The organism is Pseudodesulfovibrio sediminis, assembly GCF_020886695.1.
Classification (GTDB): domain Bacteria; phylum Desulfobacterota; class Desulfovibrionia; order Desulfovibrionales; family Desulfovibrionaceae; genus Pseudodesulfovibrio; species Pseudodesulfovibrio sediminis.
Genome location: NZ_AP024485.1, coordinates 490,369 through 511,345, shown reverse-complemented (window position 1 = coordinate 511,345; position 20,977 = coordinate 490,369). Strand labels below are relative to the sequence as shown.

26 protein-coding genes are annotated in these 20,977 nt (G+C 49.4%); 12 read left to right on the top strand and 14 right to left on the bottom strand.

Features of this window, described 5'->3' with window-relative positions:
* The first annotated feature begins 16 nt into the window (after window positions 1-16).
* The 7 genes from hpf to SRBAKS_RS02480 all read left to right on the top strand — a co-directional run bounded on the left by hpf (window position 17) and on the right by SRBAKS_RS02480 (window position 4,543).
* The gene (hpf, locus tag SRBAKS_RS02515) at window positions 17-559 is read left to right on the top strand and encodes a ribosome hibernation-promoting factor, HPF/YfiA family (protein ID WP_229593288.1); all 543 of its coding nucleotides are present in this window, start codon (window positions 17-19) and stop codon (window positions 557-559) included.
* 2 nt (window positions 560-561) lie between these two features.
* Window positions 562-1,011 carry a PTS sugar transporter subunit IIA gene (locus SRBAKS_RS02510; RefSeq protein WP_229593286.1) on the top strand — a complete coding sequence of 150 codons (450 nt, stop codon included), beginning with the start codon at window positions 562-564 and terminating at the stop codon, window positions 1,009-1,011.
* Between the two features lie 18 nt (window positions 1,012-1,029).
* A complete protein-coding gene (gene rapZ, locus SRBAKS_RS02505; protein ID WP_229593284.1) occupies window positions 1,030-1,911 on the top strand; it encodes an RNase adapter RapZ in 882 nt (293 codons plus the stop codon).
* Between the two features lie 3 nt (window positions 1,912-1,914).
* A complete protein-coding gene (locus tag SRBAKS_RS02500; RefSeq protein WP_229593282.1) occupies window positions 1,915-2,352 on the top strand; it encodes a PTS sugar transporter subunit IIA in 438 nt (145 codons plus the stop codon).
* Between the two features lie 10 nt (window positions 2,353-2,362).
* The gene (locus tag SRBAKS_RS02495) at window positions 2,363-2,827 is read left to right on the top strand and encodes a PTS sugar transporter subunit IIB (RefSeq protein WP_229593280.1); all 465 of its coding nucleotides are present in this window, start codon (window positions 2,363-2,365) and stop codon (window positions 2,825-2,827) included.
* Window positions 2,828-2,852: 25 nt separating this feature from the next.
* Window positions 2,853-3,527: a PTS sugar transporter subunit IIC gene (locus tag SRBAKS_RS17825; RefSeq protein ID WP_283816554.1), complete on the top strand. Its 675-nt coding sequence runs from the start codon at window positions 2,853-2,855 to the stop codon at window positions 3,525-3,527.
* Between the two features lie 95 nt (window positions 3,528-3,622).
* Window positions 3,623-4,543 carry a manganese-dependent inorganic pyrophosphatase gene (locus SRBAKS_RS02480; RefSeq protein WP_229593276.1) on the top strand — a complete coding sequence of 307 codons (921 nt, stop codon included), beginning with the start codon at window positions 3,623-3,625 and terminating at the stop codon, window positions 4,541-4,543.
* Window positions 4,544-4,774: 231 nt separating this feature from the next.
* Here SRBAKS_RS02480 and dapA read toward each other — a convergent pair whose 3' ends face one another.
* The 14 genes from dapA to SRBAKS_RS02410 all read right to left on the bottom strand — a co-directional run bounded on the left by dapA (window position 4,775) and on the right by SRBAKS_RS02410 (window position 18,496).
* Window positions 4,775-5,659, bottom strand: coding sequence for a 4-hydroxy-tetrahydrodipicolinate synthase (gene dapA / locus SRBAKS_RS02475; protein ID WP_229593274.1), 885 nt, complete (start codon window positions 5,657-5,659; stop codon window positions 4,775-4,777).
* 42 nt (window positions 5,660-5,701) lie between these two features.
* On the bottom strand, window positions 5,702-6,562 hold the full coding sequence (locus SRBAKS_RS17925) for a UshA-like (seleno)protein family 2 (protein ID WP_420705215.1): 861 nt from the start codon (window positions 6,560-6,562) through the stop codon (window positions 5,702-5,704).
* Between the two features lies 1 nt (window position 6,563).
* Complete coding sequence (locus SRBAKS_RS02465) at window positions 6,564-6,869, bottom strand: HU family DNA-binding protein (RefSeq protein WP_283816512.1); 306 nt, start codon at window positions 6,867-6,869, stop codon at window positions 6,564-6,566.
* A 107-nt stretch (window positions 6,870-6,976) separates the two neighbouring features.
* Window positions 6,977-7,786 carry a MinD/ParA family protein gene (locus tag SRBAKS_RS02460; protein WP_229593268.1) on the bottom strand — a complete coding sequence of 270 codons (810 nt, stop codon included), beginning with the start codon at window positions 7,784-7,786 and terminating at the stop codon, window positions 6,977-6,979.
* Between the two features lie 11 nt (window positions 7,787-7,797).
* The gene (locus tag SRBAKS_RS02455; RefSeq protein ID WP_229593265.1) at window positions 7,798-8,655 is read right to left on the bottom strand and encodes a GGDEF domain-containing protein; all 858 of its coding nucleotides are present in this window, start codon (window positions 8,653-8,655) and stop codon (window positions 7,798-7,800) included.
* Window positions 8,633-9,752, bottom strand: a protein-coding gene (gene prfB / locus SRBAKS_RS02450; RefSeq protein WP_229593263.1) for a peptide chain release factor 2 whose coding sequence is annotated in 2 segments (ribosomal slippage) — window positions 8,633-9,676 and window positions 9,678-9,752 — 1,119 coding nt in all. Because the reading frame shifts where the segments join, the coding sequence is not laid out codon by codon here. The genes SRBAKS_RS02455 and prfB overlap by 23 nt, the downstream gene beginning before the upstream one ends.
* On the bottom strand, window positions 9,752-11,269 hold the full coding sequence (lnt, locus tag SRBAKS_RS02445) for an apolipoprotein N-acyltransferase (RefSeq protein WP_229593260.1): 1,518 nt from the start codon (window positions 11,267-11,269) through the stop codon (window positions 9,752-9,754). The genes prfB and lnt overlap by 1 nt, the downstream gene beginning before the upstream one ends.
* A gap of 3 nt (window positions 11,270-11,272) precedes the next feature.
* Complete coding sequence (locus tag SRBAKS_RS02440; protein ID WP_229593258.1) at window positions 11,273-12,094, bottom strand: hemolysin family protein; 822 nt, start codon at window positions 12,092-12,094, stop codon at window positions 11,273-11,275.
* Between the two features lie 130 nt (window positions 12,095-12,224).
* Entirely contained in the window at window positions 12,225-14,108 is a 1,884-nt protein-coding gene (gene mnmG, locus SRBAKS_RS02435; protein ID WP_229593256.1) for a tRNA uridine-5-carboxymethylaminomethyl(34) synthesis enzyme MnmG, read from the bottom strand.
* Window positions 14,109-14,123: 15 nt separating this feature from the next.
* On the bottom strand, window positions 14,124-15,347 hold the full coding sequence (locus SRBAKS_RS02430; RefSeq protein WP_229593254.1) for a M20 family metallo-hydrolase: 1,224 nt from the start codon (window positions 15,345-15,347) through the stop codon (window positions 14,124-14,126).
* A gap of 100 nt (window positions 15,348-15,447) precedes the next feature.
* Entirely contained in the window at window positions 15,448-15,735 is a 288-nt protein-coding gene (locus SRBAKS_RS02425; RefSeq protein WP_229593252.1) for a PxxKW family cysteine-rich protein, read from the bottom strand.
* Between the two features lie 123 nt (window positions 15,736-15,858).
* Entirely contained in the window at window positions 15,859-17,208 is a 1,350-nt protein-coding gene (locus SRBAKS_RS02420; RefSeq protein ID WP_229593250.1) for an amidohydrolase, read from the bottom strand.
* 5 nt (window positions 17,209-17,213) lie between these two features.
* The gene (gene mtnP, locus SRBAKS_RS02415) at window positions 17,214-17,963 is read right to left on the bottom strand and encodes an S-methyl-5'-thioadenosine phosphorylase (protein ID WP_229593248.1); all 750 of its coding nucleotides are present in this window, start codon (window positions 17,961-17,963) and stop codon (window positions 17,214-17,216) included.
* Window positions 17,964-17,974: 11 nt separating this feature from the next.
* A complete protein-coding gene (locus SRBAKS_RS02410) occupies window positions 17,975-18,496 on the bottom strand; it encodes an adenine phosphoribosyltransferase (protein WP_229593246.1) in 522 nt (173 codons plus the stop codon).
* Window positions 18,497-18,610: 114 nt separating this feature from the next.
* On the opposite strand from SRBAKS_RS02410, the gene rsmA reads away from it, so the two are divergent.
* From rsmA to SRBAKS_RS02385, 5 genes are all read left to right on the top strand, one after another.
* A complete protein-coding gene (rsmA, locus tag SRBAKS_RS02405) occupies window positions 18,611-19,390 on the top strand; it encodes a 16S rRNA (adenine(1518)-N(6)/adenine(1519)-N(6))-dimethyltransferase RsmA (RefSeq protein WP_229593244.1) in 780 nt (259 codons plus the stop codon).
* A gap of 273 nt (window positions 19,391-19,663) precedes the next feature.
* Entirely contained in the window at window positions 19,664-19,936 is a 273-nt protein-coding gene (locus SRBAKS_RS02400) for an HU family DNA-binding protein (RefSeq protein WP_229593242.1), read from the top strand.
* 14 nt (window positions 19,937-19,950) lie between these two features.
* Window positions 19,951-20,124, top strand: coding sequence for a hypothetical protein (locus SRBAKS_RS02395; RefSeq protein ID WP_229597033.1), 174 nt, complete (start codon window positions 19,951-19,953; stop codon window positions 20,122-20,124).
* A gap of 180 nt (window positions 20,125-20,304) precedes the next feature.
* Window positions 20,305-20,505, top strand: coding sequence for a 30S ribosomal protein S21 (rpsU, locus tag SRBAKS_RS02390; RefSeq protein WP_229593240.1), 201 nt, complete (start codon window positions 20,305-20,307; stop codon window positions 20,503-20,505).
* Window positions 20,506-20,507: 2 nt separating this feature from the next.
* Window positions 20,508-20,954, top strand: a complete 447-nt coding sequence (locus SRBAKS_RS02385; protein ID WP_229593238.1) for a GatB/YqeY domain-containing protein — start codon at window positions 20,508-20,510, stop codon at window positions 20,952-20,954.
* Window positions 20,955-20,977: the final 23 nt, after the last annotated feature.

The following is a 20,977-nucleotide window of genomic DNA, read 5'->3' as shown; positions in this document are numbered from 1 at the left end:
AACCAGGAGGCAGCGTATGAACATCAGCTTCACTTTCAAGAACTTTGAGCCGTCTGATCATCTCAAGGGTTACGCAGAAAAGCGTTTTGAAAAGGTCGCCAAATACGTTTCTGATTCGGAAGCCGATCTCCAGGTCAATTTGCTGGTCGAAAAGTTTCGCCATATGGCGGATGTAATTCTGAATTCGGATGGCATTCACATATCGGCCTATGAGGCCTCTGAGGACATGTATGCGACTATTGACATGGTTCTCGACAAGCTGGAAGCCCAACTCAGAAAGATGCGCGAAAAGCAGAAGAGCCGTATCAGGAAAGCGCGTGCAAACAAGATGGGGCAGATGAGTGTCTTGTCCTTCCAGGACCTCGTTCCGGAAGCTGTGCCTACCATCGTCGGTACGGATGAGTATGTGCCCAAGCCCATGTCCGTTGACGAAGCAGCCATGCAACTTGATGTACTTGAAAATGATTTCCTGGTTTTTCGCAATGCGGAAACTGAGGGCGTAAATGTAATCTATAAAAGAAAAAATGGCGATTACGGACTGATCGACCCTGGAAACTAAATATGAAACTTGGTGACTATTTGGCGAAGGAGCTTGTCCTTCCCGTATTGACGTCCGAATCCAAATCGGATGTGTTGAAAGAACTTATCGCCCCTGTGGGCATACAATATCCAGAAATGGACACGGACCAGGCGGTCCGTGTCCTTTTCGAACGTGAAAAACTCGGTACTACCGGCATTGGTGATGGTATAGCTATCCCTCACGGCAAACTGGAAGATCTGGAAAACGTCATTGTTATTGTCGGTCGCAGTGAGACCGGTATTGAATTTGATGCTTTGGATCACAAACCATGCACGATATTTTTTGTTGTTCTGGCTCCTGAACAGGTGGCAGGTATGCACCTCCGAGTTCTGGCGCATATTTCTCGTCTGCTCAAAGACGAATCCTTCCGTCGGGCATTTCATGAGGCCGAGGGGAGCGAGGCTTTGTGGGGGCTTCTCAAAAGTGTTTAACCCAATGGTTGCTCTTTCATGACGATTGCCAATCCTTTTCCCGTCGTCATTGTCACCGGCCTTTCCGGAGCCGGTAAATCTACTGCGCTCAAGGTCTTTGAAGATTTGGGCTTTTTTTGTATTGATGGGCTTCCCTCGGAAATGTCCCCGAAAATTGCGGATCTCATACTCAAATTCGATAATGAATATCGTGGCCTTGCCCTGGGTATGGACCTCCGTCAGTTGGAGTTTCTTGCTGGATGGGATCAGGCTATAAAGGATTTTGCCGATATCGGCATTTCACCACAAGTCCTCTTTCTTGAGGCAAAAATGGGTGAATTGGTGCGCCGGTACGCTACGACCAGGCGGCTGCATCCGCTTGAAAGCAAGAAGCTTGGATTGGAGCAGGCGTTGGAGAAGGAAAAAGAACTCCTGGCTCCTATTCGAACTGATGCTGCCATGGTTCTTGATACCTCTGATTATTCCATTCACGATCTTCGGCGGGTCATTCAAACCAAGTGGACTGCTCTGGAAGAAGCCGGTCGCGGGATGCGCGTGCATATTGTGACCTTTGGTTTCAAGTACGGTGTGCCCACTGAAGCAGATCTCGTCTTTGATCTTCGCTTTTTACCGAACCCGTATTTTGACAAAAAGTTAAAGCAACTGAACGGACTGGACTCAGAAGTCCAACGATATGTGCTTGGCTCTGATGTGGGCAAAGAATTTGATACCCGTTTTACTGATTTCATCAGCTACCTTCTCCCACTGTACGCTGATGAAGGTCGATATCGTATTACCCTTGCCATCGGATGTACCGGAGGGCGCCACAGGTCCGTTGCGGAGGCTGAGTCGGTACTGGCGGCCCTGAAGAAAAAAGGGTATAGTATGTCGATCGAACACAGACATATGGAACTTGGATAATTCATGACTGCAAAGTCTGGCAATACAAAAGCAATGGTCGGCGTGGTTCTTGTCACTCACGGCACTTTCGGGGAATCGCTCCTGGCAGCGGCCGAGACCGTCATGGGCAAGCAGGAAAACTGTTTGGCTATTGGTGTGGACGTCAACAAAGGTGTTGATGAAACCATGGAATCCATCAGGTCTGCCATCCAGTCTGTGGAACAGGGAAAAGGCGTCATGGCCTTGACTGACCTTTTTGGTGGCTCGCCAACGACCATGAGTCTTTCGCTTATGAAATCCGAAAATCTCGAAGTGATCACCGGTGTAAACCTGCCCATGGTGGTTGCCACTCTGCAGTCCCGTGACATGACATTGGATGCGTTGGCTGCGACTGCTGAATCAGCAGGCCAGCAGGGCATTAAAGTTGCGGGCGCCATGTTGCGCAAAAAAGCAAAAAAATAGGGTTCGTACCGTGCTTCTTGTTCGTATAGACAATCGCTTGATTCACGGTCAGATCATTGAAACCTGGTTGCCGTATATTGGTGCGAAAAACGTTATTGTCGCTAACGATGAATTAGCTAACGACGTTCTCCAGCAAGAAATCATGTCGCTCGCCATTCCCGGTACCGTTGAGAGCTCTTTTGTCACTGTAGAGACGCTCACAGAAGCTGTTAACGGTTCGCGTTCAGACGGAAGCACAGATGACATCATCATCCTTTTTTCCAGCTGTGCTGATGCCAAAAGAGCTTTTGATTCCGGTTTTGATTTTTCTGTTCTGAATATTGGGAATGTCCACTACAGTCCTGGCAAGAAACAGGTTTCCCCCAGTGTCGCTCTATCCGATGAAGATGAAACCTGTCTTCGTCATCTGAATCGAAAGGGCGTGGAGCTCGATTTCCGATGTGTACCCAATGACCCGATCCAGGCGAGGTTTTAATCATGTCCTTGGATAGTCCTATAGCCTGGTTTTCCCTGGTCGCTTTTTTTTTGCTCTCTTTTCTCTCTTTCGTTACTCCATAAGTCTTGGCCTTCTTGAGCGCCCACTGGTTGTCGGTTTTTTCTGGGGTGTATTTACAGGGGAATATACCGTCAGCCTCAACATTGCCATTTTCTTTGAACTTTTCTGGCTTGATCTGATTCCTGTCGGGTCATTTATTCCTCCTCATCTTACTGCTGCGACCTTTTCGGCACTTTCGCTGACAACCTATTTGGGTTTTGTCCAGCCAGCTCAGATCATGGTCATTCTATTTGCAAGCATGCCCTTGGCCGGGCTTGGGACGCTGGCAGAAGGGTGGATACGAGACAGTGAACGAATGAGCTACAACAAGCTTCTCAACTGGGTACGGAAGCCAGAAAAGCCCAATCTGCCTGGTACATTGATACTTCGTTCACTAGCAAGGACATTCCTTATCTCATGGGGTGTTTTCTTCGTGGCTATTCTCATACTCAAGGTCCTTCTTGAGTTCGCTTTTTCCCTGTATCCAGGGTTGGTTGCCTCTTTGAATATTCAATGGGCTCATCTTTGGATTATTGCTAGCCTGGGCGGATTAATGGCGTTACGAGTAAAACGTGCATATGCCGTTCTGGCAACAGGGATCATCCTTTTTGTTGTTTTCTCCCTTTATAGGTGTTTTTAGCTTGGCAGTTGAGATAGGTTGTGATATTCGTCACATTCTATTTTCAAGGCACGATTTCCTTAGGATAAGGACAATTCAATTTAGGAGGATTAGATATGGCTATTTTGGTTGTTGGACACAAAAACCCTGATACTGACACCGTCGCAGCTGCGATCGGTACCGCGGATCTTTTTTCCAAGCGTGGCATGGAAGCCAAGGCAATTGTTCAGGGCGAACTCGCTCCTGAGTCTGTCTTCGTAGTCGAAAAGTTCGGCTGTGCTACTCCTGAGATCGTCACTGATGCTACTGACAAGCAGATCATTCTGGTTGACCACACTGACGTTTCTCAGACCATTGACAATCTGGACAAGGGCGAGCTCCTCGCTGTTGTCGACCACCACAAGCTGGGTGATGTCGAGACTTCGGGACCTCTGGAAATGTGGGTTTGGCCCGTGGGCTGTTCCTGTACCGTTCTGAAAGGCATGTACGACTTCTACAACATTGAAATTCCGGCCAACATCGCTGGTGCAATGCTGTGTGCCATTCTGAGCGACACCGTCATGTTCAAGTCCGTTACCTGCACCGATGCTGATAAGGCTGCTGTTGAAGCTCTTGCCAAGATCGCTGGTGTTGATGATGTCATGGCTCTGGGCATGGAAATGTTTAAAGTTAAGTCCGCTGTTGATGGTGCTACCCCCAACGAGCTGGTTTTCCGTGATTACAAAGATTTCGATATGTCCGGCAACAAAGTTGGCATTGGCCAGCTGGAAGTTGTTGACCTGTCCATGCTGGACGCTCACAAGGAAGCTCTTCAGGCTGAAATTGAAAAGGTCAAGGCTGACGGCCGTCACTCCGTTTTCCTGCTGCTGACCGACATCATGAAAGAAGGCTCCGAAATGCTCATCGCTTCTGACGACACCTCTGTCGTTGAGAAGGCTTTCGGTGTTGCTACCGATGGTGCTCCTGTTTACCTTGATGGCGTCATGAGCCGTAAGAAACAGGTTGCCCCGAACTTCATCAAGGCTTTCGAAGCCTAGTTGAAGCGATCTGATTGATTAGCGCAAAGTATCGGCCCGTCAGCGTTGTGCTGGCGGGCTTTTTTGCGTCTTCAATTCAAGATGAACGTGTGCGACATGGTATTCAATCGGTTACGAAATCACGCATGTCAGCTTTCCAATCACGACAATATCAAATAAAAAGGGACGGTCAATTGACCGTCCCTTTCGGAGATGACGAAAAAGCCCCTGTTAAAACAGGGGCTTTTATATTTACAAAACACCAGCGGTCTTGAGGACAGCTTCCAGTTTGGGTTTGTTTTCTTCCTGCAGGGGAACGATGGGCAGACGGAAAGTTGCTTCTTTAAAAATACCCATCATTTTCAAAGAAGTTTTGACCGGAATGGGATTTGTTTCCAAGAACATGGCGCGGTTTACCGGAGCCATAAGCAGACTCAGGTCAATGGCTTTTTCATGATCTTTGTCAAAGAAGGCCTTGCACATATTGCTCATGGCAGCAGGCATGATGTTTGAAGTAACTGAGATGACGCCACATCCACCGACAGCGAGGAGAGGCAGCACGGTAAAATCATCACCTGACATGAGATTGAAGTTCTTGCCGCATTCCTCAATGACCTGTGCTGCCTGGCTCAGGTTGCCAGTGGCTTCCTTGATAGCGACAACTTCTGGTACGGCATCGACAATGGCCTTGAGGTGAGCCGGAAGGCAGTTCAGTCCGGTGCGCCCAGGAACATTGTACAGAACGATAGGCATGGATGCTTCTTTGGCGATAGCCTTGAAGTGCTCTACCAGACCACCAGGAGTGGGTTTATTGTAGTAAGGCGTAATCTGAAGCGCCGCATCCGCCCCGGCTTCTTTGGCCATCTTGGTCAGCTCAATGGCCTCTTTGGTGGAATTTGAACCAGCGCCGGCAATGACGGGGACACGTCCTTTGGCCTGTTCAACGGCAATTTTGATGATGCGCCCCTGTTCTGAGTGGGACATGGTCGCTGCTTCGCCTGTAGTGCCACAAGGCACCAACCCATCAATTCCCTGTTCGATTTGCCATTCAATGAAGTCGCGAAAGTTCGCTTCATCAATTTCACCGTCAGCGGTGAATGGCGTCGAGAGGGCGGTAAAGGCTCCTCTGAATTCCATTGTCATCTCCTTCTGCAGTTAATTATTCTTCGAAAGTAGGCGCTACTGGAATATCGCTTCTACTTCTGGATTGCTCTTGTATGTGTCGTTCAATCCGATTGAACTCGTCTTATAGTTCTTCGCGCCTTGCCAGGCAATTGGATTTTTACGATTTGGCCAGGAAAAAATTTCGATTTTGGCGACACTTCGTCCTCGATCATACGGACGTACCCAGACGCAGCGTCCATCAGCCAGTGGTCGTCCGTTAATACCTGAACCTATTCCGCTCCCTAAAAGAAAATCCGGTACAACTTGTGGATTTTTTTGAAGGTACTTCTGTTCTCCGATCCATCCCCAATCAGAAAGGGCGACAACAAGGCGAACATGTGGTTGTTCTCTTTCGATAGTCTTTGATATTTCCTCTATTACTCTTGCAGATGGAATATCAACCCCTTTGGGGAGACTGGGAAAACGTATGAATCCGATATCGTCACCCGATTCCGTTCTGATGATCGAGTAGGGCACTCTCTCGGCCGTACTCTGCCATTGAGGGGGCGTGATGCCGGCATCCTTTAATGTCTCTGCTTCCTCATTTGACAACATGCCAATTTTGTAGCCCATTCTGTCATATGCTTTTGCTAATGATTGTAATGTGCTGGATTCGGGAGATCGAGACTCAGGACGCTTGTACTCAAAGCCACCGGATACAATTATCTGGGGTGATGATGGGTTCTGCACGTCAAAAAAATACGTGGCCCGCCGGGCCACGCCACCAAGGGTTTTTCCCCCTCATGATGGACATGGCCGCACCGTGCCAAACGTATTTGCCGAGTAAAGAATGGTCAGAACAGTCTGTTCCGCATGGGCTGAACCGCATACGACAAAAGCAACTGCCACAATAAGGCAGTAGAAAAACCGTCTCATTCTATTGGTTTATAAATTCTTTCAGCTCTTTACCAGGACGGAAGAAAGGAAGCTTTTTGGGCCTGACCTGAACGACAGTACCAGATTTCGGATTACGTCCGGTATAGCCTTCATAATCCTTTATCTTGAAACTGCCAAAGCCTCTGATCTCAACACGATCGCCGCGGAGAAGAGCCTCTTTGACAGAATCAACAAAGGCTCCGACAACTTTGGTGGCTTCGTCCACATGCATTTTCTTCTGTTCTGACAGAGCCTTGATCAATTCGCTCTTATTCATGGTTTCCCCCTGAAAAAAAGAGTTACCCACAGGTTCAAAATGTGTCCTGTAGGGGAACAAGAAAAATATTAGTTCCTAAATTCTCACTAACTATGCCGAAAAATGACTCTTTTCGTCAACCCCAAAATTGGACTTTTTCATTCACTAGGGAAATTCTTCAGGATTGGTCTTCCTGCAATGCGTTCAAGATTATCTTCCCGATAGCGCATTATCTTCTTGGCTAACCCGCGAATGTCCTTGCTGGCAGGGGCATCCGGAGCAAATTTCATAAGGGGCGTCTGCCTGCGAACAGACTCAACAAGTGTCTGATCCTGATGAACAAATCCGAGATTCATCAGATCGATATCAAGAAAATTCTTGCAAGCAGCGGCTAGTCGCTCAAAAGTCTGGTTTGCTTCGTTGGCGTTGGTCGCCTGATTTACCACAATTAAAAAATCTTTGACCTGATGTTGCGTAACCAGTACTTTTATCATGGCATAACTGTCGGTCATGGAGGTCGGTTCTGGAGTAACCACCACAATGCGTAACTGGGAGAGTTCGGCAAAAGAGAGGACTGTGTGACTGATGCCAGCACCAAGATCAAGCATCAGAAAGTCATATGAACCTGCCAGCAGAACAAGTTTCTTGAAGAGGATGTCCTGCATGTCTTCATCCATTTCGACAAGTTCGGGGATGCCGCTGGTGGCCGGGAGCATGTCGAATCCGTTTTCAATTGCAACGACAACATCTTCGGCGTTCACGCCGGTCTGAAGCAGGTCGCGTAAATTGCGTTCCGGGGAAATGCCGAGCAGTACATCTAGATTGGCTAAACCAAGATCGCAGTCCATCAGGATGGCTTTCATCTTTGCCTGGTGCAAGGCATAGCCCAGGTTGAGGGCGATATTAGTCTTTCCGACACCACCCTTACCGCTCATAATGGCGAGGCTGAGAGTATTGTTATTATTCATGACATTCTCCATTATTTCCCGCCAAACAGGAATTGCTTCTCGTTTGCATGTACAAGAGTTTCATTCGGTACATTGTCTACAAAGAGTAACCGGGATACTTTGACCTGATTCTTGCCGGCAGATTTTGCTTCATAGAGTGCACCGTCAGCCAGTTCAATGAGCTGCGTATCATCTATTTTCCCCATCCCCTTGAAGCAGGTCAGTCCAGCTGAACAGGTGACGTTGAAAATCGTCTTGTTATCTGGGGAAGTAAATTCAATCTGCCTGAATTCCATGAGGAGTCGTTCAAGCAGGTTTTTTGCCCTGACCACGCCGGAACCGGCCATGATCAGCGCGAACTCTTCTCCACCAAAGCGTGCTGCTAGATCATATCGGCGGGTGCCTGATTTTAAATGCTCGGCAAATTTGACCAGAACCTCATCACCTTTGGGGTGGCCATAGGTGTCGTTTATTGATTTGAAGTTATCCAGGTCAAAGATGGCTAACGAAAGAGGTGTCTTAGCCCGCCGAGAGCGTTCCATTTCAATATCAAGGGTACGATCAAAAGCGCGTCTGTTCGCCAGCCCCGTAAGAGGATCATGATCTGTCTGATATGCCAACCGCTCTAGGGTCTTTTGAAACTGTTTGAGGTGCGGAAAGGCATTGTCGTTTATGGGCATGGTTAACCATTGCCTGAAGTCATGCTTCTCTGACAGGCTTTCCCATTCATCGGTGGATATGCCTTGGCATAGCCGGAAAATCCACACTGCATTATTCTTCTCGGGAGAATCAGGGCACTGACTGGAGAACGCACAGAGTTCTTCCTGAAGTGCAGCCAATTCTGTGGCGAGTTCCTGTTCTGAGAAATTAAGAGTTTTTTCCATGAGCATGGATATATAGTAAGTGGTTTCGAATCATTTCGTCTAGATCTCCGTCTAGAAAAGCGTCAACATTGCCGCTTTCACTGTTGGAACGATGGTCCTTGACCAAACGATAGGGTTGCAGAGTATATGTCCGGATCTGACTTCCCCAGGCAATGGCTTCCTTGGCCTGATAGTCTTGTCGACGGCTTTCTTCAATTTTTTTCAATTCCTGTTCAAAAAGACGAGCCTTCAGCAAACGCATTGCCGTGGCTTTGTTGCGGTGCTGGGATTTCTCATTCTGACACTGAGCAACAATGCCGGTGGGAATGTGGGTAATACGTACGGCTGAGCTGGTCTTGTTGACAGACTGGCCACCCGGACCACTTGAACGGAATGTGTCCACGCGCAAGTCTTCGTCTTTGACTTCAATTTCAATGTCGTCATCCAGATCGGGGTAGACATCAACCGAAGCAAATGAGGTATGCCGCCTTCCAGAAGAGTCAAAGGGAGAAATTCGAATCAATCTATGCACGCCGGCTTCCCCTTTGAGGAGGCCGTATGCGAATAGACCTTCCAACTGCAGGGTGACGGATTTGACTCCGGCCTCGTCCCCCGCCTGATAATCGAGCTGATTGACTTTGAATCCTTTGCGTTCGCCATAGCGCATATACATGCGCAGGAGCATTTCGGCCCAATCCTGCGACTCCACACCACCGGCTCCGGGGTGAATTTCGAGAATAGCGTTGGATTTATCATGTTCAAAGGCGAACATGGTGGCCAATTCCGTGCCTGCAAGGCGCTGACGAAGCAGTTTTACCTGATTGTCGAGTGCTGCCAGGGATTCCTCTTCAGGGTCTTCCTGAGCCAACTCAAGCCACTCATCGAGGTCTTCCTTTGCTTCGGAAAGGCCGTTGTACATATCGAGTTTGGTGGAAAGCTGACTTTTTTCCTTGAGAACAGGGGTCAATGCTTCAGGGTTGTCCCATGCATCGGGCTTGGAGAGTTCTTTTTCTATCGCCTCAAGTCGTTCTGCCGTCTCAGCGTAGTCAAAGACGCCCCCAGAGGGTTTGGAATTGCTCAATAAGCTCCGCGGATGCGGCTTTGAGATCAGGATATTCAAGCATTATATGATCGTTCCTTTTTGTCGTCTGGCGACAAAGAGTATGTAACCGAATCCAACGATGGTCAAAGTAAAGATACAATATTCCAACCAGTAGTGAATACGATGAAAAACAGTGAACCCGGTTCGGGGTTCAACAGCATGGCTGAGACTTTCAGCTTTGAACTGGGTGCCCATGGCCGCAATGCGTCCGGTAGGTGCGACAAAAGCGGATATGCCCGTATTGGTGCTGCGAACCAGCCATCTGTCCTGTTCAACTGCACGCATGATGGATAAATTCAAGTGCTGTCGTGGTGCCGATGTGTCACCAAACCAGGCATCATTGCTAATATTGATGAGTATATTAGCACCATTGGCTACTTGCTTCTGTGCCAGTTCAGGGAATATGGCTTCATAACAAATGAGCATGCCAAGGGCAACACCATCCAACATCAGGGGCTTATTGTCCTCGCCAGGGACAAAGTTTCCGGCAGCCGTGACCAATTTATCGAAAGGCAGCCATTCGGCAAAGGGCATATATTCGCCAAAGGGGACAAGGTGCTCCTTGTCGTAATATTGTGTTGTCCGACCAAGGGTATCCATGAGCCAGACTCGGTTGAAAAGAACATAGGAGCTGGACTTCATGTTTGTGACTTTATATGCGGGAGAACCGGTAATGATATTGATATCGGCTTCCTGCGCTAGAGTCTCAACCGCTTTGCGGTATTGGGTCCTGTCCTGAAGATAGAACGGCATGGCGGTTTCGGGCCAGATGACTGCTCGAGGCTTGTTCTGTCTGATTGCCTGAAGCGTCAAATGGGCATACTTTTTTATAGTATCGGCCTGATAGGCCGGAATCCACTTTTCACCCTGATCAACATTGCCTTGAATGGCGGAGAGCACGTAGTCCCCGTTGCCCTTTTCCAGAGTGTTTACTCTGTAGAAGCCAAAGGAAATCAAGGTAATGGTGATACCGACCGCCAGCCACAATGCGCTTCTATAGGTGCTGTAAAGCAGAAGCGCCACGGCCAGGGTGGTCATCACCCCAGACAGGCCGTACGCTCCGATGACAGAAGCACCCTGAATGGCGACGGGCCATGAGGCAAAGGCCGACGAAAGGTTGACCCAAGGAAATCCAGTCAGGACGATGCCCATGAGCATCTCCATGGTCGCCCATGCAAGCCCAGCCAGCAGACAAAGCGGAATACCGGTCAGTTTTTGCCCTGCGTGATACATGCCGAGGGAAAAAAAGGCGAAGTACAGGCTCATGAAAGAGGCCAGCAGAAACGGGCAGGGAAGGGCGATGTACCACGGCAGTCCACCATAAACCTGAACGGGAATGACCATCCAGTAATAACAGCCCGTGGCAGCAAGCACTCCTGCCATCCAGCCGAATTTAAAAGCTTTCTTCCCTGATGTTGCTCTGAATCCTATCCATGCCAGCCCCATGGGAAAGGCCAGGGCGGCCAGCGGAAAGTGGAACAGGGGATTGGCGAATCCGATCCAGGCGCCCAGAGTGGAGATGAGTACCAGTGTCAGCACGATTTACGCTTTCTTGTTGGGTTCGATTTTAATGGACCAGATTTGGCGGTCATCTGCCTCAAGGACGGTAAAGCGCCTGTTCGCAATGGTGAAGAACTCTCCCTGCCGAGGGATGCTGCCAGCCATTGCTGCCACATACCCGCCGATGGAGTCCACCTCTTCGCTTTCAAGCTCAAGCGCACATCGCTCACTGACCTCGTCCAGAGGAACGCGACCGGACACGATGAAGACGCCGTCTGATGTTTTTTGAATATCTTCAGGACGTTCCTGGTCGTGTTCATCCGGGATTTCTCCGACGATTTCTTCAAGAACATCTTCAAGGGTGACCATGCCGGATGTGCCGCCATATTCATCCTGAACAATAGCTATCTGGAGTTTTTCCCGTTTGAACAGGGAGAGGATTTCGTCCAGTTTGACTTCCTCCTGCACAAAGGAAACATCACGTATGAGTGAGAGGACAGGGGAGTCGTCCTGACCATGAAGAAGTGGGTCAAGAAGGTCCTTGGCATGGACCGCGCCCACGATATGATCCTTGGTGTTGCGATAGATGGGGATACGGGAGTGTGCCCCAAGATTAGTAATGATATCAGCAACATCTTTTACAGAGCTGTCGATTCCTGCACACACCATGTCGGTACGTGGAACCATGATTTCTTTGACCAACTTGTCGTCCAGTTCAAGGATGTTCAAGAGCATGGAGACTTCGTTGCGATCAATTTCTCCTTCAGCTCTGGCTTCGAGGATATGCTCCTCTATTTGCTGGTCATTGTTGCCGAATATTTTTTTTAAGATATAAATAAATCGACTGTCAGATCCTTCGTCCAAGATCAGACTCCTTGAATGGGGTTCGAAGCTATGAAAAATGGTATAAACGTTTGACGACAAACGTTTCATCATATTTTCTCTATTTAGACAGTGACACTCAGCCTGTCAATACGATCTTATGAAGGTTTGGTTACACAACGCCAAGTTTTTTAAGATGAATTTCGATACAGGAAAGAGCCGCTGGTGTAATCCCGGATATGCGTCCAGCCTGTCCCAGCGTACGAGGTTGTACGTTTGTCAACTTCTCCACCACCTCTCGGGTCAGGCCTGAAATTTCGGAGTAGTCTATATCTTCAGGTAAAATGGTATGTTCAATTGTTTTGAACTTTGCGACAAGTTCTTCCTGTTTGACGAGGTATCCTTCGTAGCGAACCTGGGTTTCAGCCTCGCGCAACACATCTTCTTCAAGGTCGGCGAGCGCCGGATAAAAAACGGTCAGTTTTTCGATGGACATCTGTGGCTGGCGCAACAGTGCGGCCAGTTCAACCGCCTTGCCAGGGACCGCTGCCCCGATTTCTTTCAGGATATCCCGTGTGGCGGCATCAGGGCGAATCCTGATGGTTCGCATAGCTTTCAGCGTTTCCTGCATGTTTTCCTGTTTGGCCGAAAACAGTGTCCATTGGGTGTCATCAACCAGGCCGAATTCGCGTCCTATGGGGGTCAGGCGTTCATCTGCGTTGCCCTCCCGCAACAGCAGTCGATGTTCTGCGCGCGAGGTGAACATGCGGTATGGTTCTTCTGTTCCCTTGGTAACCAGATCATCAACAAGCACAGCCATATACGCTTGATCTCGGGATAAAAGGAAAGGCTCATGCCCGGTGAGTTTGCTGAAGACATTCAACGAAGCCCACAAGCCCTGTGCAGCGGCTTCCTCGTATCCCGAAGTGCCGTTGATCTGTCCGGCAAAGTACAGTCCCGGGACCTGCTTGGTCTCAAGTGTCGGCTTGAGTTGTGTCGGAGGAGAGTAATCGTATTCAATGGCATATCCCGGACGAACAATCTGGGCGTTTTCCAGTCCTTCGATGGCAGCGATCATTTTTTTCTGCACATCAAACGGGAGACTGGTCGGGATACCGCTGGGGTACATTTCCGGGCTGTCATACCCTTCGGGTTCCACAAAAATCTGGTGCCGGTCTTTTTCAGGGAAACGGGCAACCTTGTCTTCGATGGAAGGACAATAACGCGCGCCGGTCCCTTCAATGACACCGGTAAACATGGGTGAACGGTCGAAACCAGAACGGATGGCGTCATGCGCCTTTTCGTTGGTGTACGTCAGATAACAAGGGATCTGCGGCATGGGGACGCTTTTATTACGAAAACTGAAGGGGACCGGTGGATCATCTCCGTGCTGGATTTGCATTACATCGAAATTAATGGAGCTTTTCAACAAGCGGGGAGTGGTCCCTGTTTTCAATCGACCGAGTTCAAAACCGAGTTCACGCAGGTTGTCCGACAGGAAGTTGGAGGCAGGGTCGCCCATGCGCCCACCCTTGAAGTTCTCCAACCCAATGTGCATGAGGCCGCGCAAAAAAGTGCCGGTGGTCAAAAGCACGGCTCGGGAGTGCATAATCTCACCAAGTTCAGTTCTGAGACCGCAGACCTTCCCATCTTTTGTCAGGATCGCTGCTCCGGTATCCTGAAATACCCAGAGATTTTCCTGAGAGAAAATGGATTTTTGCACCACCCGCATATACTCTATGCGGTCAATCTGGGCTCGGCTGGAGCGTACCGCCGGTCCTTTGCGGGTGTTCAGTATGCGAAACTGAATTCCGGCTGCGTCGGCCCATACCCCCATCATGCCGCCCAACGCATCAATTTCCTTGACCATGTGCCCCTTGGCAAGCCCACCAATAGCGGGATTGCAGGAGAGGTGGCCAATACGGTCGATATTGATGGTCAGCAACAGGGTTTTCAGGCCAAGTCTTGCCGCAGCCATAGCTGCTTCGCAACCGGCATGACCTGCGCCGACCACTATAAGGTCGAATTGATCGGGAAAGAGGGCTTTGGACTGCACGAAAACTCCGTGGTGTTATTTGGAGCAGAGCATATCGCCGATGACCTTGCCATCATTGATGGTGTTCTGGATGGACGCCCATTCATTGGGCTGGTGTGCTTTGTGGTTCAAGGTAGCCCAAACCACGGCATCATATCCTTTGCGCCGTAACATCGCCGCCACAGTGCCTCCACCAACACCCACGGTGCGCGGGTTGTTATTGTACACCTTCTTGATGGATTGCATGGTCTTGATAACGATCTCGCTGTCTACGGGAGTCGCAGGAGCGGCTTGTTCACGCATGGGGATGTCATAGGAAATGGTTACACCGTACTTTTTCTCGACCTCTGACCCAAAGCCCTTGATAGTATTGAGAATGTCATCAAGATCATATTCCGGCATAACCCTGGAATCCACATAGAAGACATCTCGGCCGGGGATTGTGTTCACATTGGCGACGTTGGCTTCTTTCATTGTCGGTTGGAACGTGGAGCGGGGCGGATCATAAATGGGATTTTCCGCATCGAAAATGCTTTCCAATTCTTTGATACGCAGAATGAAGTCCGCACAGGGGACCAGCGTATTCAATCCCATGTCGGGAGTGGACGCGTGGCACTGCTTGCCCTCAATGATGACCTTGAGCCAGAACATGGACTTCTCAGCCACTTCAACTTGTTCAGAGGTGGGTTCACCAAAATCCGGGATCAGAAAAAGATCGTCCTTGGAAAAAAGGTCTTCATGCTCATCAACAAGATACCCCAGTCCATATTGGGAACCGGTTTCTTCATCAGCCACAAAGATCATGCCGTAATTGATCTCCGGGGTGATATCGAGATCAATGAGAGCCTGAGCAACAAGAAGTGAAGAGACAATGCCTTGCTGATTATCCTCTACGCCACGACCGATGATTTTGTCGTCTTCCTGAACCAGGGTGTATGGATCAGAGGACCACAGAGCCAGGTCGCCAGGGGGCACGATATCAATGTGCGAGATGACCCACAGCGTTTTTTCTGTGTTTTTACCCGGCATAATGGCTGCGATATTGGGACGATAGCCACAGGAGACCCTGTCATCGGGAGCGTGAAATTCACGGATGTCAGCGATGTCCATGGACTTCAAGTGCTCAACCAGAAATTCAGCTTTTTCTTTTTCACCATCACCGCCGTTGGTGGGGCCCAATGCAGGGATTGCGGTGAGTTTCTTTTGTATATCGACAACGATTTCAGCTTGTTGATCAAGTTTTGAAAAAAGAGCGTCCATGGATTCTCCAGTGTTTATTTACTCAATATCCCAAATGTTCAAAGGTACAAACAAAAAAAAGGCGGGGACATTCGCCCCCGCCTTTTTTGCTTGCAAAATCCTAACGACCGCGAGCGGCGCGCTTGGAAGCCTTGAGCGGGTTGACTTTGACCTTGCCGGTCTTGTCCACTTCTGCGCGAACGTGGGTGGCAAAGTTGCAGACGCCGTGAGCCCATTTGGTAGCGGGCTGGGCGTAGGTCGGGCAGTACTTTGCTTCTTCAACAGAAACAACACGCTCGCAACCTTCACATTGCTCAACGACAGGTTCCATGATGACGCCCTTGTAGCTCAGACCTTCATCGGTCTTCACAGCGCCTTCCAGGGAAACAATAACTTTTTTCTTGGCCATGTTGTGCCTTCCTCCTAAAAATTATGCGGCTAAAAGTCAGCAGCTTTGAATCTTGATTAATGCAAGAGCAGAATTCGATATGCACCCGGGGTGGGTGTTGTCAAGTTATTTGCTCTTCTTTTTTCATCTTTCCGCAACAGAATGTACCCAGTCACTAGCCTGCAAAGCATTGGTGCGCAACAGATTTATGTCGATTGTCTTGAAATCTCCGTAAAGATAGAGGACTTCACCTCCGACCATGGTCATGCACACTTCCATGCCTGTCGCACCATACACCGCATGTGAGACATAATTGAACACAGGCATGAGATTCGGATACGCCAAATCAAGCGCAATCATGTCTGCCGGGCATCCTTTTTCAATCCTGCCCAATTCAGGCCATCCAAGGCAATGTGCCGAGTTACGAGTGGCCATGTCCAAAGCTGACTGCGCATTGACCGCAGAAGCGTCTTCATGACGGACTTTGCCGACAAGTGCTGCCAACCCCATATCACGAAACATGTTGAGTTGGTTGTTACTTGATGCGCCATCCGTGCCAAGTCCGACCATGACCCCGGCGTCCAGCATCTTTTGTACGGGTGAAATGCCGGAACAGAGCTTGAGATTGGAGACCGGGTTATGAACAACGTTCACACCGGAATCAGCAAGAATCTCGATCTCCTCATCCGTAACGTCCACACAGTGATGCAGGGTGGTGCGCTTGGTCAGAAGACCATGATGGTGTAGCAGCTCAATGGGTCGTTTACCATATTTATCCAAACAGACAGCTGTTTCCATTGGGGATTCCGCGAGATGAATCTGCCATGGAATATCCAGCTCTTCCGCCAGCTCGAAACTCGCGATGAGCTCCTCCGGCATGACCGTGAAAGCCGCATGTGGCGTAATGGCCGTACGCACTCTGGAGTGCGTCTCGAATTGCCGATTCAGTCCACGAAGCGTTTGCCAGCAATCTTCCGCCGTCTTGAACATCGGGGAAGGAAAACTGAAGAACCCTTCACCCAGAACGGCACGCAGACCACAATCAGCGACAGCATTTCCAGTGAGATGCTCATGGAAATAGCCATTGAGAAACGAAGTACACCCTGTGCGGATGAATTCTGCACAACCAATCTGAGCACCAATGGTAATCAGTTCGTCAGTCAGATGCGCCTCGACAGGCCAGATGTGGCTCTCGAGCCACTCCATGAGCGGCAGGTCGTCCGCTACGCCCCGGAGCAGCGTCATGGGCAAATGCGTATGTCCATTGACCAATCCAGGCATGAGCATCTTGCCGGAAAGGTCAAGACGTTGTGCGGGACAGTATCCTGTTTCCATGGATGCATAGGAGCCGATATCGAGAACAAGGCCGTCCTTGATAGCAACCCCGGCATCAGTGAGAATTCTGCGAGCATCGTCTTGTGTGACAACGACATCTGCCTTGATTATCAAGTCGCAGGGTGACGGAGCGGGTGTATTGGCGGTGGGGTGTGTCATTACAACTAGTCTATGTTTTTTATGACTTCAACGATCAGTGAGGTGACTTTTTCCACGTTGCCCTTGAATACTTCGAGGATATCATCCCAGGTAACGGGCGCTTCATCAGTCTTCCAGCAGTCGTAGTCGGTGCTCATTGCAACCGCGGCATAGGGAATGCCGGCCTCATTGGCCAGGATGCATTCAGGGGCAACAGACATGTTGATGACATCCGCACCCCACATGCGAAACATGTTCGATTCCGCACGGGTGGAGAAACGGGAGCCTTCAATGGTGATGACCGTACCGGTTTCGTGATGGGTGATATCCAGGCTTTTGCACGCATCGTTGAATAAAGACCGCAGGTTGTCGTCAAAAGGATCGGCCATGCCGGTGTGGACCGCGCCATGGGGTTCGAACTCTTCATAGAATGACACCGGCCGACGGCGAGTGAAATCAATGAATTGGTCAAGGATGACCAAATGTCCCCGATCGATCTCTTCACGCAGGGAGCCACAGGCCGTAGTGGCCAGAATAAGAGTGCAGCCCGCATCTTTCAATGCCTGTATGTTTGCGCGGTAGTTGACAAAAGTAGGCGGGACAGTGTGTTCACGGCCATGGCGGGCCAAAAGAACAACGTCTTTGCCTTCGATGGTTCCGACCTTGAGCGGAGCCGAGGGCTTGCCGTAAATGGTGTCAACATCAAGATCGTGTGCGTTCTGCAACAGTTGAGGATCGTCCAGGCCGCTGCCGCCAATAATGCCTATCTTGGTCATGGTAATACCTTCTAGTTGATTTCAAGGAGAAAATCGTGGTCAACGCCTGCGGCTTTCATAACCTTGTCTCCATCCAGGAAGCCGAGCTGAATGATGAAACCGGCACCCACGATAATTCCACCTGCTTCCTTGACCAGTTTGACCATGCCTTCAGCTGTGCCGCCGGTGGCCAGCAGGTCATCGATCAGGAGAACTTTGTCATCCTGTCCAATGGCATCCACATGCATGCACAGTGTGTCGGAACCATATTCAAGGTCATAGGTAACACAGCGGTTCTTATAGGGCAGTTTACCGGGCTTGCGGATAGGCACAAAGCTGATGCCCATTTTGAGAGCCAGGGGAGCGCCGAAGATGAATCCACGTGCGTCAGCAGCCACAATCTTTGTTGCACCGCTCTCTTTATATTTCTCTGCCAATTGATCCACAGCATACTGAAATGCTTCCGGGTCCATCAGAATCGGGGTAATATCGTAAAAGGTGATACCTTTTTTGGGGTAATCGGGAATGTCCCGCACATAATGACGTAAATCCATGAGTCCTCCTAAAATAATTAATACCGAAGACCCATACGTTTTGACACATTATGGTGTCAATGATGTTGCCAGACAAATGGCCTTCGGCTATCCATTGCCAACGGAGAACAAAGAATGAATGACCGCCATCAGCATAGAGCCAAGAAAAGTCTGGGACAGAACTTTTTGATCGATCAAAACATCTGTCGCAAAATCGTGGATGCTCTCGATCCCGGAAGCGATGATATAATAATAGAAATAGGTCCGGGGCAGGGGGCTTTGACAGAGCATCTTGCTGAAGTCGGGGCGCAGTCGCTGACAGCCATCGAAATGGACGACAGCCTTGCAGACCGACTGGATGAAGACTACCCGGATCTCAACGTCGTTCGGTGCGATGCCTTGAAATTCCCCTGGGCGTCTTTGAACAATGAGCCGTGTAAAATCATTGGCAACCTCCCATACAATGTGGGTTCCAAACTTATTTGGGACATCGTGAGTCAGGTGACAACGCTGCAAAGGGCGGTATTCATGGTCCAACATGAAGTTGCCCTTCGGCTGACCTCTCAACCGAACAGCAAGGCCTTTGGCGGACTGACTGCCTGGGTCAAGAATTTTTGCACCACGACATATCTGTTCAAAGTACCGCCGACAGTTTTCAGACCTCAGCCTAAAATTGATTCAGCTGTCGTTCGGTTTGATCCATTACCTATAAATCAATGGCCGGAAGATCCCGAAAAGTTGTCCGGACTGATTAAGATATTATTTCAACAACGAAGAAAACAGATTTCCACCATACTCAAGAAGCGGTGGTCGCCTGCTGTTGAAGCCTGGTTTGATCAGGAAGGCGTCAATCCAAAGAGTCGCCCTGAGAACCTCACCCCGGAACAATTTAGGGCGCTGTCGAAATGTATTTAGTGCACATTTTCACAAAAAGCTGAGGCCTCTTTTATTCGAATGGGCAAAAAAATGCACTTCAGTGTATATTTTAAAAAAGTAAAATGGCCTTGAAAGCGCCATATGGCGTAGTTTTTTTCGTTTTTTTCCTGCTCAGACTGGACACACAGCGAAAGTTCATTTAAAGGCCAAGAAGTGACTTGTTGAAGGAATCAAAGTGTGAGTACGTTTTGTGCTCTGGCTGCACTTTAACCAGATACGTACAGGTAATTATTCATCGAGGAGGAATGACTGATGACAAAGGCTGAATTGGTTGTTAAAATCGCGGAAAAGGCCAACTTGACCAAAGCTAACGCTGAGCGCGCACTGAATGCATTTCTTGAGACCGTTGAGGGCACTCTGGTATCAGATGGCAAGTTGACCCTGACTGGTTTCGGCACTTTCGCTGTTGAAGCGCGTAAGGCCCGCGTAGGACGCAACCCTCGCACCGGGGCTGAGATCAAGATCCCGGCCACAAAGGTCGTCAAATTTCGCCCTGGCAAAATTCTTAAAGACGCCGTCAAATAGTTGGAGTAATTTTTATGATGATTCACGGTGAAACCGTACACAGCCCACTGCCCATGGACCTTCCCTGGTGGATGCCCGATCACTTCGTCTTTTTCGGTGTCTTGTACATCGTCCTTGGCGTTATCGGCCTCGCCCTTGCTGTTACTGTCCTGCAGTCTCTGCGTGACGCCAAAGCAGCCGAACACTAGTTCATACATTTTTTGAGAATCAAGGCCTGTCGTCTCAGTCGACAGGCCTTTTCTTATGATACGAACTTTTGCTTTATAAAAATTAAGTGTTGCATTCCACGTGTGATACGTATATGTAAGTTCTCTTATTTCGCTAGCCCGCCAAAACATGCGGGCAGTTCACCGAGGAGGTGATTTACTTTGCCAGGCGTTTACTTTGATGAAAATGACAATTTCGACATCTCTCTCCGCCGCTTCAAGAAGCAGGTCGAGAAGGCCGGAATTCTGTCCGAGCTGAAAAAGCGTCAGCACTACGAAAAGCCCAGCGTGCAGAAGAAGAAAAAGAAAGCTGCCGCCAAGAAAAGGCTTGCTAAAAAGATGCGTAAAATGCGCAACATGTAGACATGAGTCTTTTTAAACAAATAGACAAAGACTACATCGAGGCCTACAAGGCTAAATCGACGGTAAAAGTGGCCGTCTTGAGACATCTCAAGACGGCCATTAAAAACCGTTTGGTCGATGAAAAGGCTGAGTCCCTCGCGGACGAAGTCGTTCTTGATCTTATTGCAAAACAGGTCAAGCAACGCAAAGATTCATACGATCAATATATGAAAGCTGACAGAGAAGATCTGGCTAAGATCGAAGCCGCAGAGCTTGTCGAGCTTGAAGTATATCTTCCCAAACAACTTTCCGATGATGAGTTGAATGCAGCGGTCGACAAGGCCATTGCCGACCTCGGTGCGTCCTCCATGGCTGACATGGGTAAGGTGATGCAAGCTGTCCTTTCCGCCCACCAGGGGCAGGTGGACGGCAAGAAAGCCAGTGGACTGGTTAAGTCCAAGCTCTCCTAACTTTCCAAGGACGCGACTCACTT

Bases quoted from the DNA above. Each gene is read 5' to 3' on its own strand.
- hpf (WP_229593288.1), top strand. From the start codon at position 17: ATGAACATCAGCTTCACTTTCAAGAACTTTGAGCCGTCTGATCATCTC.
- SRBAKS_RS02510 (WP_229593286.1), top strand. From the start codon at position 562: ATGAAACTTGGTGACTATTTGGCGAAGGAGCTTGTCCTTCCCGTATTG.
- rapZ (WP_229593284.1), top strand. From the start codon at position 1,030: ATGACGATTGCCAATCCTTTTCCCGTCGTCATTGTCACCGGCCTTTCC.
- SRBAKS_RS02500 (WP_229593282.1), top strand. From the start codon at position 1,915: ATGACTGCAAAGTCTGGCAATACAAAAGCAATGGTCGGCGTGGTTCTT.
- SRBAKS_RS02480 (WP_229593276.1), top strand. From the start codon at position 3,623: ATGGCTATTTTGGTTGTTGGACACAAAAACCCTGATACTGACACCGTC.
- dapA (WP_229593274.1), bottom strand. From the start codon at position 5,659: ATGGAATTCAGAGGAGCCTTTACCGCCCTCTCGACGCCATTCACCGCT.
- SRBAKS_RS02460 (WP_229593268.1), bottom strand. From the start codon at position 7,786: ATGAATAATAACAATACTCTCAGCCTCGCCATTATGAGCGGTAAGGGT.
- SRBAKS_RS02455 (WP_229593265.1), bottom strand. From the start codon at position 8,655: ATGCTCATGGAAAAAACTCTTAATTTCTCAGAACAGGAACTCGCCACA.
- SRBAKS_RS02430 (WP_229593254.1), bottom strand. From the start codon at position 15,347: ATGGACGCTCTTTTTTCAAAACTTGATCAACAAGCTGAAATCGTTGTC.
- SRBAKS_RS02425 (WP_229593252.1), bottom strand. From the start codon at position 15,735: ATGGCCAAGAAAAAAGTTATTGTTTCCCTGGAAGGCGCTGTGAAGACC.
- SRBAKS_RS02420 (WP_229593250.1), bottom strand. From the start codon at position 17,208: ATGACACACCCCACCGCCAATACACCCGCTCCGTCACCCTGCGACTTG.
- mtnP (WP_229593248.1), bottom strand. From the start codon at position 17,963: ATGACCAAGATAGGCATTATTGGCGGCAGCGGCCTGGACGATCCTCAA.
- SRBAKS_RS02410 (WP_229593246.1), bottom strand. From the start codon at position 18,496: ATGGATTTACGTCATTATGTGCGGGACATTCCCGATTACCCCAAAAAA.
- rsmA (WP_229593244.1), top strand. From the start codon at position 18,611: ATGAATGACCGCCATCAGCATAGAGCCAAGAAAAGTCTGGGACAGAAC.
- SRBAKS_RS02400 (WP_229593242.1), top strand. From the start codon at position 19,664: ATGACAAAGGCTGAATTGGTTGTTAAAATCGCGGAAAAGGCCAACTTG.
- SRBAKS_RS02395 (WP_229597033.1), top strand. From the start codon at position 19,951: ATGATGATTCACGGTGAAACCGTACACAGCCCACTGCCCATGGACCTT.
- SRBAKS_RS02385 (WP_229593238.1), top strand. From the start codon at position 20,508: ATGAGTCTTTTTAAACAAATAGACAAAGACTACATCGAGGCCTACAAG.